The organism is Acinetobacter proteolyticus (genome assembly GCF_000367945.1).
Taxonomy (GTDB): domain Bacteria; phylum Pseudomonadota; class Gammaproteobacteria; order Pseudomonadales; family Moraxellaceae; genus Acinetobacter; species Acinetobacter proteolyticus.
On sequence record NZ_KB849179.1, the window covers coordinates 1389175 to 1404448 of the forward strand.

Genomic DNA, 15274 nt, shown 5'->3' on the forward strand with positions numbered 1-15274 from the left:
CATTGACCGCTGAAATAAGTTGATTTATTTCAGCGGATTAAACTTATTCGCCTAAATCTTCGAGAAAATCAAAGGTGGGCACAAAGAATAAACTGCCTGAAACGGCGGTACTAAAATCCAGTAAGCGATCAACATGTCCCGTTTCCTTACCAAGGAACATATTCTCAAGCATGGTTTTGGTGATATTAAAAGAACGCGAATAGCCAATAAAGAAAGTGCCGTACTCTCCTTCTGTTGGGTTGGAAAATGGCATATTGGCTCTTAAGATTTTGAGCTCATTGCCGTCAGCATCATGCGCCTTACTTGCCACATTATGTGCACTTTGCGGTTTCACATCATCGCCAAGTTCAACATCATCATATTTCTTTCGACCAATGACTTTTTCTTGTTCTTCAGTAGTTAAACCTTTCCACATCTCCATGTTATGTAGATACTTTTGAATAAACACATAACTTCCGCCAACAAACTCAGCATCTTCTTCACCGACATAGGCAATCTCTTTGGCAATTTCGTGTTCAGGATTTTCAGTCCCGTCCACAAAGCCAATAATCGCACGACCATCAAAGTATCGGAAACCTTTGGTTTCACTGATCGAATAGGTATCGTCTTTAAGTTGTTCATGCAGAATTGCTGCCAGTTCATAGCAGATTGCCATTTGGTTGGCACGAATATGGAAGAACAAATCTCCCGCTGTTGCAACAGCCGTATGTCTAGGCCCTTTAATTTCCTGAAACGGTGCAAGCTCTTTTGGTTTATTCGTTTCTGGAAAAAGTAAATCCCAAGCATTGGAACCAATGCCGACAGACGCACTAAAGTTACCTTGAGGAAAACGGTTGGTCAGACTGCGTACCAATGCAGAAAAATTAGCGAGAAAATCAATCATTCCAGAATGATCAGGATTGGTATTGATTCCAAGCACGATAAATAATGCATTTTCACCTGAAAGATTATTGATCACAGGCTGAGGTCTTAAAGGTGTATTCATAATATTTGGGAATAAAAAAACTTAATGCTCATATCCTACACAAATCAATGCATTAGAGATCAGACAAATCACAAATTTTTACCATTATTCAGTATATAAAACAAAGCTCTCACCACGGCAAAAACTGGCTAATGTGAGATTCAATTGTTTTGCCATCTCAATCGCCATACTGGTCGGTGCAGAAATGGTCGCCAGTAAAGCAATATTGGATTGTGCACACTTACGAATCAGTTCATAGCTGGCTCGACTGGTCATGACTACAAAACCATCAGCAACATTAAACTTTTGTTCGGCAAGATAACCCAATAATTTATCTAAAGCATTATGCCGACCAACATCTTCAAATAAAGCCACGATTTGCCCTTTCACCACCCATGCTGCCGCATGTGCACCTCCCGTTAGCTCAGTGATTTTTTGTCTGACTTTAAGCTGTGCAATTGCATTTGGAATTTGGTTTAACCAGCTTGAAGAAAGTTGGGTGCTTATTAAAGGTAGATTTGTATAAAGTTGTTTTAAACTTTCAATACCGCATAAACCACAGCCTGTTCGTCCGACCATCATTCGTCGATGTTCTTTTAAAGCCATAAATGCACGGGATGAAATAGTCATATCCACTTCCACCCCCAACTCATTTTGACGAATATCGAGTGAATACAGTTCACTTAAGCTATGCAGAATCCCTTCGGATAAACTGAAACCTTTGGCAAATACTTCAATATCTGCTGGTGTTGCCATCATCACCGCATGAGAAATCCCATTATAAATTAGTGCAACAGGATATTCCTGTACAATATAATCCATTTCATTTGCAGAAATATCTCGATGAAAACGATGCACTTGCACCGCTTCATATCCTCTGGTTTCTGTGTCCAACACGTACCTCATTCGCATCACTGGTTTGAAAAATAGATTCCAAGCAGCTATGTGCTACTGACGCGTTCATTGGCATGCTCAGGATCAACTTCCACATTCAGATTGAAATGCGCGGGTGCATTACCCGCATGTAGAATCACAGGAATGCTCTTCGACGCTGGAATTTTTGCGTATTTATCATGGCTACCCAAAGCTACCAAGGGATTAGTTTCTGGATAATAAGCAGCTAGACTGCCTTGCGGAATGTTATACGGCACAATACGGAAACTATGCACGATTCGTTTTACACCATCCGAGAACACACTTTCGATATCGACCCATTGGTCCGCTTCAAAACCTGCTGCATCAATATCTGCTTGATTCATAAACAGCACACGGCGCTGTCCGAATACCCCACGATAACGATCATCTAGACCATATAAAGTGGTGTTGTACTGGTCATGCGAACGCGTGGTCATCAAAGTATAAACCTGCTGCTCGGTATAAGCCGCAGCATATTGATTTTCTTCGTCTTCGTAGACTTCTTTCAAAGGAGTAATCAAAAACTGGGCCTTGCCACTAGGTGTATGCCACACATGCTGATTGGCTGGATGCTCTAAATGAAAACCACTTGGTTGATAGACGCGTTGATTGAAATCATGGAATTCATCAAAGACATCGGCAATCGAATCTCGAATGCGGTCATAACTTTCAATATACCAACGCCATTTCACCTTACTCTCAGGTAAAGCGGCTTCTGCCATACGCGCCACAATATCAGGTTCAGATAAGATATTTTCTGAAATCGGAGGATTACGTCCTGCTGAAAGATGTACATTCGACATCGAGTCTTCCACCGAAATTGCTTGAGGACCATGAAGTTGCAGATCCACTTCAGTACGTCCTAGGCAAGGTAGCATCAATGCGGTCTTTCCACAGACCAAATGGCTACGATTCAGCTTGGTGGTAATGTTGACCGTTAAATCACAACGACGTAATGCTTCTTGGGTATATGGTGTATCTGGTGTGGCAACCGCAAAGTTTCCACCCAAACCAATAAAGACTTTGACCTCGCCTTCATACATCGCCTTAATGGTATCGACGACCCCAAAACCATGTTTACGTGGCGATTTAATTCCGAATACACGATCAATACTGTCCAGCAAAGCATCACTTGGATTTTCATTAATGCCCATGGTCCGATCGCCCTGTACATTACTATGCCCCCTCACTGGACATAGCCCTGCTCCTGGACGACCAATATGTCCTCGTGCCAGCATCAAGTTTGCCAGCATGTGAATATTGGCTGTTCCGTGACGGTGTTGGGTAATTCCCATACCCCAACAGAAAATAGCCGTTTTCGCATCCAGATACATCTTGGCAATTGATTCTAGATGCTCAGGTGAAAGTCCCGTATGCTTATGAATGTCTGACCATGCTGTACCATCAATTTCAGCCAACATCTCATCAAAACCGATGGTATTCATTTCAATAAAGCTACGATCAAAAATGCTCGGCTTGCCTTTGGCAAGCGCTTTTTTATCCCATTCCAATAAATGCTTCATTACCCCGAACATCAGCGCATAGTCACCCCCAATTTTGGGTTGGAAGTAATAACGGCTGATGGGAGTACTGCCATTGGTCATCATTTCCAATGGTGCTTGCGGATCTTGGAAACGCTCGAGCCCACGCTCTTTGATGGGATTAATCGCAACAATATTACCACCACGACGCGAAACCTCTCTTAAGGTTGCCAACATTCGTGGGTGGTTGGTGCCCGGATTATGCCCAAAGCTAAAAATAGCATCGGCCTGATCAAAATCATCCAGAATCACGGTGCCCTTACCCAAACCAATCGCATCTTTTAAACCGACACTGGTGGTTTCATGACACATATTGGAACAGTCAGGGAAATTATTGGTTCCAAAGCTGCGAACAAAAAGTTGATACAGAAATGCCGCTTCGTTACTGGCACGACCAGAGGTATAAAAAGCCGCTTGGTCAGGATGGTCAAGGGCTTGCAAATGCTGAGCAATCAGTTGAAAAGCTTCATCCCAAGAAATTGGCACATATTTATCTGACACAGGGTCATAACGCATCGGGTCAGTTAAACGACCGAGATCTTCTAGATAGAAATCATTCTGCTCAGCCAGCCAACTCACGGTATGCTGCGCAAAGAATTCTGGAGTGACTGTCTTACTGGTTGCTTCAAAGGCTACAGCTTTGGCACCATTTTCACAAAAATTAAAGGCATGCGCATCTTTTTTCTCTGGCCAAGCACAACCTGGACAATCAAAGCCTGTCGGTTGATTGATATTCAGTAAAGTAATTGAGCCTTTTTTTAAGATATCTTGCCTTTTAAGGTTGCGGGCAACACTGAGTAATGCGCCCCAACCACCCGCCGGTTGGTTATAGGGTTCAATTCTTGCAAAACTGGTATTTTCTTGCTTATGTATGGTTTGTTCTGAGTTATCCATCATGTTGCCCTCATCTGAGCTATTTTTTAACATTTGCTACAAATAGGATTAACATGAATTATGATTCTTTTCTATTCTCAGTTTGTTAGAACATCTACTTTTTTTTTACGTCACATCGCTTTTTATCAGCTTCCAACTGAGCTACTTTCCTGTTTATCGATGCAGCGAAAAGAACACCCTATCATAAATAGAATGTTCTTTTTCAGGAAAGCTGAATTCATCAGCTATCCAAATAAGCGACTAAAATCCAAACAAAGCGGCCAGCCATTTAAAAAAGCTGAGCACGGGATTATCCTTTGGTTGTGGTTCTACCACAGGTTGGGGCGCCACGATAGGTGGTTGGGTGGGTACTGGTGTGATGACTGGAGATACAACAGCTGGTTCGGCTGGCACGGTTACAACTGGTGGATTTACCGCAACTGGAGTAGCCGTAGTCGACCACTTTTTTAATACCTCATTGATCTGCTGGCTATATTGGCAAATTACCGCACCATATTTATCTGTGCCCGCAATTCCGTTATTAATCCCGATGAGGGTATGATCATCCGCGAGCCATGGTCCACCTGAATCACCGGCATTCATAGAAGCAGTCGCTTTGTAATATACACCGCGCGCTAGTGGAGAACCGCCCACATCGCGAATATTCACATAGGAAGTACCATACAAATTCGCAGCCAAGGCTGAGCCTGTACTACTTCGCCCTAAATACGCCGTGATATCCCCCCGACCAATATTCTGCTTTGCTTCCACTAGAGTACAAGCAGTCGGTATTTTTGCGATTGTGGCTCCACTGTTCTGATCAATCGGTTTTGAGAGCCGAATCAGTGCCATATCAACATCGGGGATTTCAATCCACCCTTCATCTTTTTTAAATGAAAAAGCCTGTGCTTGAGATAAAAAACTTGAACCATAACGAATGACTCCCCCCAAACTATAATTCTGATTCGCACTATCCCCCCAAACAGCCCCAGTACAATGCGCCGCAGTTAAAACCACATCATCACGAATCAGCACTCCACCACAAGTATTTCCAGAAGTTTGTGAAAAAAACAAAAAAGGTTTGGTGACCGTAAATTCTAATTTTACAAATGAAGCTGAATGATCAGCGCCGAAAGCATTAAAACTGACGATCGATAACAACCCGACCTGTGAAAAATGTTGAATATATTTTTTATACATGTTTATTTCCCTCAAATTAAATAAGCAAATGTTTTGATCATCACCAAAAATTGGTGGTTTTGATAAATGAAACACATGAATAATGATTATTTATCTGCGCAAGCTTAATCAGTTAATTTTGTAGGGAAAACTTCATTTCACGACATAAATGACCATTTCACGACATATTGTAAATTTTTATAATTTTCAATACCTTAAAAATATTAAAGTTTCTAAAATTCACTGTAGGGATATTAGAACCACAGTTCTCACGCTGCAAAGATGGTGATTAAATTTGGATACGGATCTGATCGAGAGGCTGTGCCGCATCCATAATTTAAAGTCTTTTTTAAACAACTTAGACTTTCAAACGTCCAGTAAGTTGAGCAGCGAGGAAATGGAAGGACAGCATGATCATCACCACACTCCACACCATATTGGCAATCAAGTTCAACCAAGAAAACAAATCAGAATGCAATGCAGCAAAAGGAACTTTCCACGCGCCTAAAAATGAGTCAAAAATAGGACTAATTGCACTGGTTCCGATAATATGCAGTAGAAAAAACCCCATCAATAACAGAATGCCCGCAATCAATCCAGTCAATGCTGCATACGCACTTCTTTTATATGCCATATAAAAAGCTGCTATGGCTGGTACATAGGCGATAAAAACCGTCACAAATTGTTGAGGTACAATGGAATAGCTTCGATGCATCACAACACGCAAATGATCCAGATCGTGCCACAGCATAAATAGCAGGGAAATAATGCTGATGATTCTGAGAAGACGAAATTGTTTATTTCCCAATTGATAATTTAGATTTGTGGGAGTTTCATCTAAGACATGATTCATATGTGCTTACCCATAAAAGTAGATTAATCGTATTTTCCTTGCTCTAAATCTCATTCAACCGAATACAGGCCGACTACCGTGTCTCTGAGAACTGTATAGCTTTCAGAAAGCAGTTGAGAAAAGACTAATCAATTAAGTTCTTTTTTAGAACTTCATATAACGACACTATTGACCATTTCACGACATAATCGCACAAGAGAAAAAATTTAGATTTGAACGCTGTGGAAACGACATACTGATTTTATGTTTATCACTTAAAGTATGATGCGTTTTAACACAAAAAAGCTTACTGGCGAGTGCTCGAATCACCAGTAAGAGAGATAAGCGGTATCATGCTATTTTCTTAGCCCAATCGGTTATTTATTTACAGTTGTGGACGGTTGAACTTGCGCTGCATTCTGCTTCTGTTGTGATGGCATATAATCGGGTTGATTGCTCACAGCCAGAAAGAAAAAGACCAAAAATAAACAACCCAATAAAATACTGATTCCAACAGCAAGATATGGAAATTTTGATTGCTCTTGAGACATCTGCTCGACTCCTACTCAAAGACTAAAATTCAATTCAAAAAGATTTACATCGTGGATAAAGCCTTAAAACTAGCGCCATTCTGAATACGGGTTTGCATGTATTCGGCATAGACCGATAGCTTTTCAAAAATATGTTCCGAATAGAACATATCTTCGATTAAATGCGCCGCTTGGGCTGAACTAAATTGACCAATTTGTGCAATCAGTTTGGCGTTTAAATTTGAAAACAACGTGCACAGTGTTTTGTGTAATTCATCTTTATTTTTAAATAGCAATTTTCGTGTATTAATCAACTCATCACTCAGCATGCTTGCAGTGCGATCAGCATGAATCACATCAATTTTGACATCAAAATAATCTGCTAAGATCTGAACCTGTTGCTGATCTATCGATAAATGCGTAACCAAGAAGATATGAAATACATCTGTCCGGCACAGCGCCTTGACCAGACAACGAAACAGAAAATCGACCTCAGTCTTTGGGTCATCGACCAGATCAATATAAAGCTTAAGACTATGAATCACATCTTCGATTTTCAGATTGACACTTTTCTCGGCTTGATAATATTGATTCAAAATATTCAGCACTGCGGGTGTAGCAGGCGTGGTATAAATCACGGGTTGATTTAAATTGGCAATAATAAATGGTGCAAATAAATAGGCGAGATTATTGTCATTTTCCACAATTTCAGCTTGAGCAATATAAGCAACCTTTTCTTTAGAAAAGTCTCTCAACACCTTGCCTCTCAACAAAGTTGCTTCAAGATTGACATATTCCAGACTTAGCTGTTGTTGTACTGCTTGCGAAGGGACATTGGCTTGAAAAAGCTGAATCATCGCATTAAGTTCTTTGGTGATAAACATAGTCTTAGGCCATTCAGTCAGAATTATAGTCATTCAAACGACTTACAATGCTTGATCAATATTTAACACACTGCATCGTTGCTTGATGCTATTTTGAATGAGATACAAACATCTGAGTAGCTACAGAGTTTTGCTAAAAAAATATAACAGATCATCAAACCAACACTCATCTGTTATAAAAAAACAAGAAGAAATTGTACCTACTCATATACAGCAGAAAATTGGATGATGAATAAAACTTAAATGACTTTTTAAATACCTCAACCAACGCTTTTTCAGGTTCTGCTTATTTTCAAAGATTTAAGTCCGCTCTTTCACATTTTCCTAGCGACTGCTTAAAGTCTGTTATAGGAGAGGATATATGGATCTCGGTCTCACTGCTTTAGAATTAGCCCGAATACAGTTTGCATTTACTGTTTCATTTCACATTATCTTTCCCGCCACCTCGATTGGTCTCGCCTGTTTCCTTGCCATGCTGGAATGGAAATGGCTACGTACTCAAAATCCAATTTACAAAGATCTATTCAAATTCTGGATCAAAATCTTTGCCGTTGCCTTTGGAATGGGGGTCGTATCGGGCGTGGTGATGAGCTACCAGTTTGGTACCAACTGGAGTGAATTCTCCCGTGTGGCAGGAAGTGTTACAGGTCCCTTACTGACTTATGAAGTGCTCAGCGCTTTCTTCTTGGAAGCGGGCTTCTTGGGCATCATGCTATTTGGTTGGGGACGAGTCAGTCCTAAAGCCCACTTCTTTGCCACTCTTATGGTTGCGATTGGAACGTGTATTTCCATGTTCTGGATTCTATCCTCCAATAGTTGGATGCAAACCCCACAAGGTTTTGCCATAGAAAATGGCATTATTGTGCCTACCGACTGGTGGGCAATTGTGTTCAACCCATCCTTTCCTTATCGCTTTGCACATATGGCAGCTGCTGCCTTTTTAGTGTCCTCCTTACTGGTGGTGGGTACTGCAGCATGGCATCTGATCAAAGGTCGTCGTGATGAACTGATCAAGAAATCATTTTCGATGGGTCTGTGGATGGTGCTGGTCACTTCATGTTTGCAAGTAGTGATTGGTGATAATCATGGCCTAAACACTTTGGAACATCAGCCAGCAAAATTAGCCGCTATCGAAGGGCATTGGGAAACCAATCATAATGAATCCATGCCGCTGCTGTTATTTGCCATTCCCGATATGGACAGTGAAAAAAATCACTATGAAATTGGCATCCCTCATCTTGGTAGTCTGATTTTGACTCACTCTATGCAAGGTAAGGTTACAGGTTTAAAAGATTTCGCTGCTGAAGATCGTCCGAATGCCACCATTGTATTCTGGAGTTTCCGTGTCATGGTTGGGCTTGGCATGTTAATGGTATTGCTCTCTTTCATTGCCTTATGGCTACGTAAGAAAGGCAAACTATATGGTTCATCGTGGTTTCATAAATTCGCTTTTGTCATGGGTCCAACGGGCTATGTCGCGCTACTTGCGGGTTGGGTCACCACCGAAGTTGGTCGTCAACCTTGGGTCGTTTATGGAGTAATGCGCACCAAAGATGGTTTATCGCATGCTGTGACCGCTGATCAGGTCGGCATCAGTTTGATCATTTTCGTTGTGGTCTATGCCATCGTGTTTGGTAGTGGGATTTACTACATGTTGAAACTGCTGAAAAAAGGACCTGAGTTTATTGAGGCGATTGAGCTTGAGCCAGCAGGTCCCGGACACTTCAAAACACCAATGCGTCCTTTAAGTGCAGTTGATGAAAACATCGATGCACAAGACCCAAACAAGGAGAAACACCATGATTGATTTATCTCTGATTTGGGTTGGGATTATCGGGCTTGGCGTATTGATCTATGTCATTTTGGATGGTTTTGATCTGGGAATCGGAATCTTATTTCCGTTCATCAAAAGCCGTGAAGAACGTGATGTGATGATGAATACCGTGGCACCGGTCTGGGATGGCAATGAAACGTGGATGGTGCTCGGTGGTGCAGGTTTATTCGCAGCCTTTCCATTGGTCTATTCAACTGTGCTGTCTGCTTTGTATATGCCGATTACCCTGATGGTAATTGCCCTGATCTTCCGTGGGGTTGCTTTTGAATTCCGCTTTAAAGCCAATCGTACCAAATATTTATGGGATCAAGCTTTTATCTGGGGTTCAATTCTGTCTAGCTTCATGCAAGGCGTGATTTTAGGGGCTTATATTCAAGGCATCCAAACCACCAATGGGATTTTCTCAGGTTCAGGTTTGGATTGGTTCACTCCTTTTGCCTTATTTACGGGACTGGGTGTGGTTGCCATGTATGCGGCACTCGGTTGTGGCTGGCTGATTATGAAAACCGACCATGAACTTCGAGATCAAATGTATGGGCTGATGCCTAAATTGACCATCGTTTTGTTTGTGGTCTTTGCAGGAGTCAGCCTCTATACCCCACTGACCCATCCTGAAATTGCAGCACGCTGGTTTGCCTTACCGAATCTACTGTACTTTAGCCCAGTACCGATCTTGGTCTTATTATTTACCTTCCTGATTTTAAAGGCATGTAAACAACGTCAGGACTTTAAACCTTTTATCTATACCTTGGCGCTCGTGTTCTTGGCCTTCACTGGGTTTGTGATTAGTCTCTGGCCGAATATCATTCCGCCATCCGTCACGATTTGGGAAGCAGCAGCACCGCATTCTAGTCAGAAATTTGCATTGGTTGGCGCTGTAATTCTGATCCCGATCATTATTGCCTATACCATCCTGTCGTATTGGGTATTCAGAGATAAAGTACGGGTCGGAGATACAGGTTATCACTAAGGAGCAGCTTTGCATGAAAATAAAATCTCTGCATTTAAGCCAAACGCAATGGTTTATAATCTTATGGTTACTTGGTTTTTTTGCACTCGCTATCATTGCAGGCTTATTTAGACTGTTATTGATGTTTGCTTATTAAAAAAGAGATGGGACAGCTTGCAAAAAAGCTGTTCCATCAAGATGGATTCGCTTTACTTTATGTATAAATCAGAACAATTGGCACATCAGCTAAAACTTCTCATTGAGAACGGGTCATGGCAGCCGCACAGCAAACTTCCTTCTTTACGTGAGCAAGTGCAGCGCTCAGGGTTTAGCTTAATTACCGTAATGAACGCTTACCAAGAACTGGAAGCGCAAGGACTGATTTACTCCAAAGAAAAGTCAGGTTATTTTGTGGCCGAGCAAAATAATATTCAGATTCCACAAGCTTATTCGGTGGTGTCCTTAAATCCAAAAATTGAAATCAACTCATTGGTGTTTAAATACCTCAAGTCGATTCAATCCAAACAAGTCAGCCCACTAGGCTCTGCATTTCCAGATAGCCAGTTACTCTATCCGCCCAAATTGATTCAGATCATGGGGCAACTTTCACGTAATCGGCATAGTTATGATCAGACCAGCAACCTACCGCCTGGGAATTTAACCCTTCGAAAACTCATCGCGCAACGCTATTGTATGCAGGGTATTCCAACTGATGCAGATGACATTGTCATTACATCAGGTGGCTTAGAAGCCTTGAACCTTTCCTTACAAGCAATTACTCAACCGGGCGATTATATCTTGCTACAGCAAACCATTTTCTATGGCGCATGGCAGGCAGCTGAACGTTTAGGACTCATGGTGATTACCCTTCCAGAACATCCACAGCACGGCTTCGATATTGAGGCTTTTGAACAGGTCATTAAAAATTATCCGATCAAAGTGTGCTGGTTTATGTTGAACGCACATAATCCGATTGGCTTTACCGTCAGCGATGAGATCAAATATAAAATTGCCAAGCTGTTGCACGAACATCAAATTCATCTGATCGAAGATGATGTCTATGAAGAATTGTTTTATGGCAATCAAAAGCCGCTGCCCATGAAGTATTTTGATCAGCAGAATCTGGTCTTGCACTGCTCTTCTTTTTCCAAAACTTTAGGTTCGGGATTCCGTATGGGCTGGGTCTATGCAGGCAAATTTTCTGAACACATTCAGCATTTACAGTTAATGAGCACGATTTCTGCCAATGCGCTGATCCAAAATGCATTGGTGGAGTTCCTCTCTCATCATCATTATGAAAAGCATTTAAGAACGCTGAGACGGACTTTGGAAAAGAATAAAAAACAATTCTTTCAATATCTCAAACAACATCTACCGAAAGACTGTAAGGTATATAACTATCCAAGTGGCTATTTTCTTTGGATTCAGTTGCCAGACAAAGTTAACAGTATGCAAGTCTATGAACAGCTGATTCAACAACAGGTGGGCGTTGCACCAAGCCCCTTATTTAATGTGTTACCCTCACATCAACATTTTATTCGTATGAATTGTTCCTTTGAATGGACCGAAAAGATTCAGCATTCGTTGCAACTGTTTATCGAAACCATTCAACTTGCGATGTCGGATGAATTAGCATTAGACAAATAGCTTTTCCGATATTGACTGGGTGTTTCCCCAAACATCCTTTTAAAAGCGCGAATAAAATTGGTGGCTTCTTCATAACCCACCAGAGCTGCAATGTCCTGAATACTATATTGTGGCTGTTGCAGTAACTTCTTGGCTTGACTAAAACGTACCTCAGCCAAAATCTGCAAGAAAGTAGTTCCTTGTGCCTGCAAATGTCGCTTGATGGTGCGCTCAGACATATTCAAGCGCTGTGCAATCAAAGGCAATGTCGGATAAGCATTACCTGCCTTATAGAGCAATTCAGAACGAATACTTTTCTGTAGGTCACGCGTCGCTTCTTTGAGTAATTTCAGTTTGTCATTTTCACAATACAGCAGCGCTTGTTGAAAGGCCATTTGGTCTGCATTTGGATTTTTACAATGCAGATATTGCTTGGGAAACCGCAAGCCATTGCGTTGCTGATTAAATTGAATCTTGATCTGAGATAAATCGATACTTTTATAATTCTGTGCATCAGCCCAATCGACAAATACCTCACAGCTTTCAATAATTTTTTCAGAAAATATGCTGAGAAAATGAATTGCGCCAAAAAGTAAACTCTCAATTAAGAAGGATCTTAATTGATCAGATTGTTCTGCCCCACCCAATTTTACAGGGTGTACATCATCCAAATACACATAAACAAAATCTTCCTCAATCTTCAATTCAGGAATAAAATTTTGAATACGGGTACAAAAATACTGCTGGCACAGTGTTAATGCAGTTTCAACATCTGTACAACTGAGGAATGCAAAACCTAAAGCCCCATGCGACGTCGGCCGTAATTTAAAGCCATATTCAATGCCTAGACGTGGATTCCCCGTCAACTTTAAGGCATTCACCACCAGTTTTGACCATTGATGCGCACTCATTTTGGCATCGGCTTGTTTCATTTCTGCGAGCCTTAACCCAGTACCAGACAAAACTGTTTTAGTATCAATGGCATAATCATGCACAATTTCTAATAATAGATGTGCATATGAAACCGAGATGGTTTCCTGAAACAGTCCAAAAGGATCTCGCATCGCACATCCACTGTCCTAAAATGATCATCAATATGGCATAGTCCCACCTATTGTGCGAGTGTTTTATTGGGAATAATTGCTGACATCATTAATGTTTAATTTGAATGTGAATATGTCATCAAATTCCACTGTTTTTGTTCAATCTCCTAAATCAATGCAGCAATTTCCTTTTAATATTGCAGCGAAGTTATTTGCAAACAAACATTTGAATGCAACTGAAGAACAAATTGCATCTTTCCAAAAATTTAAACAAATTGGTGATCCTGTTGCTGATCGTTTAGTTATTTGTATGCATCGGATTGGCGCGCCGTCAAGACAAATGTTTAGTCAGGCTCTGGAATATGGAATTGAAACCCTAGAAAACCCTCCTCAAGAATTTATTGATTTTTTTGCAATAGTCGATGATATGCCCTACTGGGTCGATCAAACCCGATTAAATAATGCTACGCAAAAATATCAACTTATTGGTGAAGAAGCTTTGGCAATTTTTATTCCAGGACTGGCAGTTAGCTATGTTGCTCCTGTTGCAAACCATGTATTACTCAGATCAGGTGATTTATATAAGAAGGCAGGAAAACGGGCCGTTGAAACTTTCAATTGGTTCAATGAGGTCACTGCACCCAATGGCATGAATAGCCGTTTTGGCGAGGGATATAAAGCCTGTATACGTATAAGAATGGTTCATGCCCATATGCGTAAGGCGATGAATGCTCAAAAAGATTGGGATTATCAAAAATGGGATCAGCCAATCCACCAAGTAATTTATACAGCTACGATTTTACCTTTTGCACTTTTAGCAACTTTAGGCGGGAATATTTTAGGGACAATCTATAGCAAACAAGAGCGTGAAGATATCTTTCATTTATGGCGTTTAATTGCCCATGTAGTTGGTGTACATCCTTCACTTATTCCAACATGTGAACAAGATATTTGGCGCCTTACATGGATGGAACTCCATCAGGTTTTTATTCCAGATGAAACATCGGCCATGTTAGGTGGAGCATTATGGAAATCACTTGATGAAATTCTTCCATATGATCAAACAAAAATAACTGCACGTTGGAAACGTAAATTAACACAGAATTATATTAGTACCCTTGCCCACCTAATGCTTGGCAGTGAAATTGCCACGTCTTTAAGTTTCCCCAAAAAATCAGTTACAGGTTTGACTCTAATCGGTGGAACTTTTGCAACAAATTTGGTCACAACTTCATTTGCACGTCTGATACCTCAAGGTATTAATCGACTTGGAAAAATAAAAAGTCTGCAACGTCAAACTCTCATGCAGCAAATTATTAAAAATACACATGCAGATCTTAGTTATGAGCGTAGTTAAATGTTAAGGAGAAACAAATGACCACCATGAAACTCGATAAGCAACAGTCTATTTATGTTCTCACCTTAACCAATGGCGATCAGGAAAATGTCTTAAATCAAGATGTGCTAAATGAATATATCGAGATCTTTGATGAAATTGAAAGTCATCCACACAATGCCTGTCTGATCATTCAAAGCGACCATCCCAAAACGTTTTGCAATGGCTTAGACCTCGCTTGGTTAATGCAACAATCCATGCAAGATAAAAAAGCTTTTACCTTGCAACTGGAAAATATGCTACTGCGTTTGGCCTTACTCAACTTACCAGTGATTGCTGAGATTAATGGCAATGCTTATGCAGGCGGTGCAATTTTGGCATCGGCATGTGACTTCCGCTTGATGCGCGCAGATAAAGGACGTTTTTGCTTTCCCGAAGTCAAACTGACCATTCCCTTTACCGACTGTATTGCAGAAATTGTGCAACTCCTTCCCAATCAGCATGCGATTTGGGAGATGTCCTTAACAGGCAAGTCCATGACTGGGATCGAGTGCTTAGATGCGCATGTGGTTCATCAGATTCATCCTGCAGAATCATTAAATGCGGAAGTCTTTAAGTTTGCAGAAGAAATGTCACAAAAGCATCGCCAAACCTATGCCGTGATCAAACGTCAGTTACGCCATCGCATTGTTGAGATTGCCAAACAGCGGCAACTCTACAATCCAGAAAAATTTACACATCCTTTTATGATTTAACGCAGCATTGATA

General features: G+C 41.0%; 13 protein-coding genes. 5 read left to right on the forward strand and 8 right to left on the reverse strand.

Annotated features, from left to right (window positions below; translation table 11 throughout):
* Nucleotides 1-43 precede the first annotated feature (43 nt).
* The 7 genes from F993_RS10235 to F993_RS10210 all read right to left on the reverse strand — a co-directional run bounded on the left by F993_RS10235 (nucleotide 44) and on the right by F993_RS10210 (nucleotide 7718).
* Nucleotides 44-985 carry a Dyp-type peroxidase gene (locus F993_RS10235; protein WP_004654170.1) on the reverse strand — a complete coding sequence of 314 codons (942 nt, stop codon included), beginning with the start codon at nucleotides 983-985 and terminating at the stop codon, nucleotides 44-46.
* Nucleotides 986-1069: 84 nt separating this feature from the next.
* A complete protein-coding gene (gene fdhD, locus F993_RS10230) occupies nucleotides 1070-1858 on the reverse strand; it encodes a formate dehydrogenase accessory sulfurtransferase FdhD (RefSeq protein ID WP_032812476.1) in 789 nt (262 codons plus the stop codon).
* Nucleotides 1859-1905: 47 nt separating this feature from the next.
* Nucleotides 1906-4314 (reverse strand): FdhF/YdeP family oxidoreductase, encoded by a 2409-nt coding sequence (locus F993_RS10225; protein ID WP_171066044.1) that lies wholly within the window; start codon nucleotides 4312-4314, stop codon nucleotides 1906-1908.
* A gap of 240 nt (nucleotides 4315-4554) precedes the next feature.
* Nucleotides 4555-5493, reverse strand: coding sequence for a trypsin-like serine protease (locus F993_RS10220; RefSeq protein ID WP_004654176.1), 939 nt, complete (start codon nucleotides 5491-5493; stop codon nucleotides 4555-4557).
* A gap of 337 nt (nucleotides 5494-5830) precedes the next feature.
* On the reverse strand, nucleotides 5831-6325 hold the full coding sequence (locus tag F993_RS10215) for a hypothetical protein (protein WP_004654179.1): 495 nt from the start codon (nucleotides 6323-6325) through the stop codon (nucleotides 5831-5833).
* 356 nt (nucleotides 6326-6681) lie between these two features.
* Complete coding sequence (locus F993_RS20515; RefSeq protein WP_004654181.1) at nucleotides 6682-6855, reverse strand: cbb3-type cytochrome oxidase assembly protein; 174 nt, start codon at nucleotides 6853-6855, stop codon at nucleotides 6682-6684.
* A gap of 44 nt (nucleotides 6856-6899) precedes the next feature.
* Nucleotides 6900-7718 (reverse strand): hypothetical protein, encoded by an 819-nt coding sequence (locus F993_RS10210; RefSeq protein ID WP_032812477.1) that lies wholly within the window; start codon nucleotides 7716-7718, stop codon nucleotides 6900-6902.
* A 361-nt stretch (nucleotides 7719-8079) separates the two neighbouring features.
* Between F993_RS10210 and F993_RS10205 the strand changes: the two genes are divergently transcribed.
* The 3 genes from F993_RS10205 (at nucleotide 8080) to F993_RS10195 (ending at nucleotide 12148) form a co-directional block, all read left to right on the forward strand.
* A complete protein-coding gene (locus F993_RS10205; RefSeq protein WP_004654184.1) occupies nucleotides 8080-9525 on the forward strand; it encodes a cytochrome ubiquinol oxidase subunit I in 1446 nt (481 codons plus the stop codon).
* Nucleotides 9518-10522, forward strand: a complete 1005-nt coding sequence (cydB, locus tag F993_RS10200; RefSeq protein WP_004654185.1) for a cytochrome d ubiquinol oxidase subunit II — start codon at nucleotides 9518-9520, stop codon at nucleotides 10520-10522. Before F993_RS10205 ends, cydB begins: the two co-directional genes overlap by 8 nt.
* Before the next feature lie 195 nt (nucleotides 10523-10717).
* Nucleotides 10718-12148, forward strand: coding sequence for an aminotransferase-like domain-containing protein (locus F993_RS10195; RefSeq protein WP_032812478.1), 1431 nt, complete (start codon nucleotides 10718-10720; stop codon nucleotides 12146-12148).
* On the opposite strand, the gene F993_RS10190 is transcribed toward F993_RS10195, so the two are convergent.
* Nucleotides 12109-13191, reverse strand: coding sequence for an AraC family transcriptional regulator (locus F993_RS10190; RefSeq protein ID WP_004654191.1), 1083 nt, complete (start codon nucleotides 13189-13191; stop codon nucleotides 12109-12111). The genes F993_RS10195 and F993_RS10190 overlap by 40 nt on opposite strands.
* Before the next feature lie 91 nt (nucleotides 13192-13282).
* On the opposite strand from F993_RS10190, the gene F993_RS10185 reads away from it, so the two are divergent.
* Both F993_RS10185 and F993_RS10180 read left to right on the forward strand, forming a co-directional pair.
* Nucleotides 13283-14527, forward strand: coding sequence for an oxygenase MpaB family protein (locus tag F993_RS10185; RefSeq protein WP_004654192.1), 1245 nt, complete (start codon nucleotides 13283-13285; stop codon nucleotides 14525-14527).
* A 17-nt stretch (nucleotides 14528-14544) separates the two neighbouring features.
* Nucleotides 14545-15261: an enoyl-CoA hydratase/isomerase family protein gene (locus F993_RS10180; RefSeq protein ID WP_004654193.1), complete on the forward strand. Its 717-nt coding sequence runs from the start codon at nucleotides 14545-14547 to the stop codon at nucleotides 15259-15261.
* Nucleotides 15262-15274 lie beyond the last annotated feature (13 nt).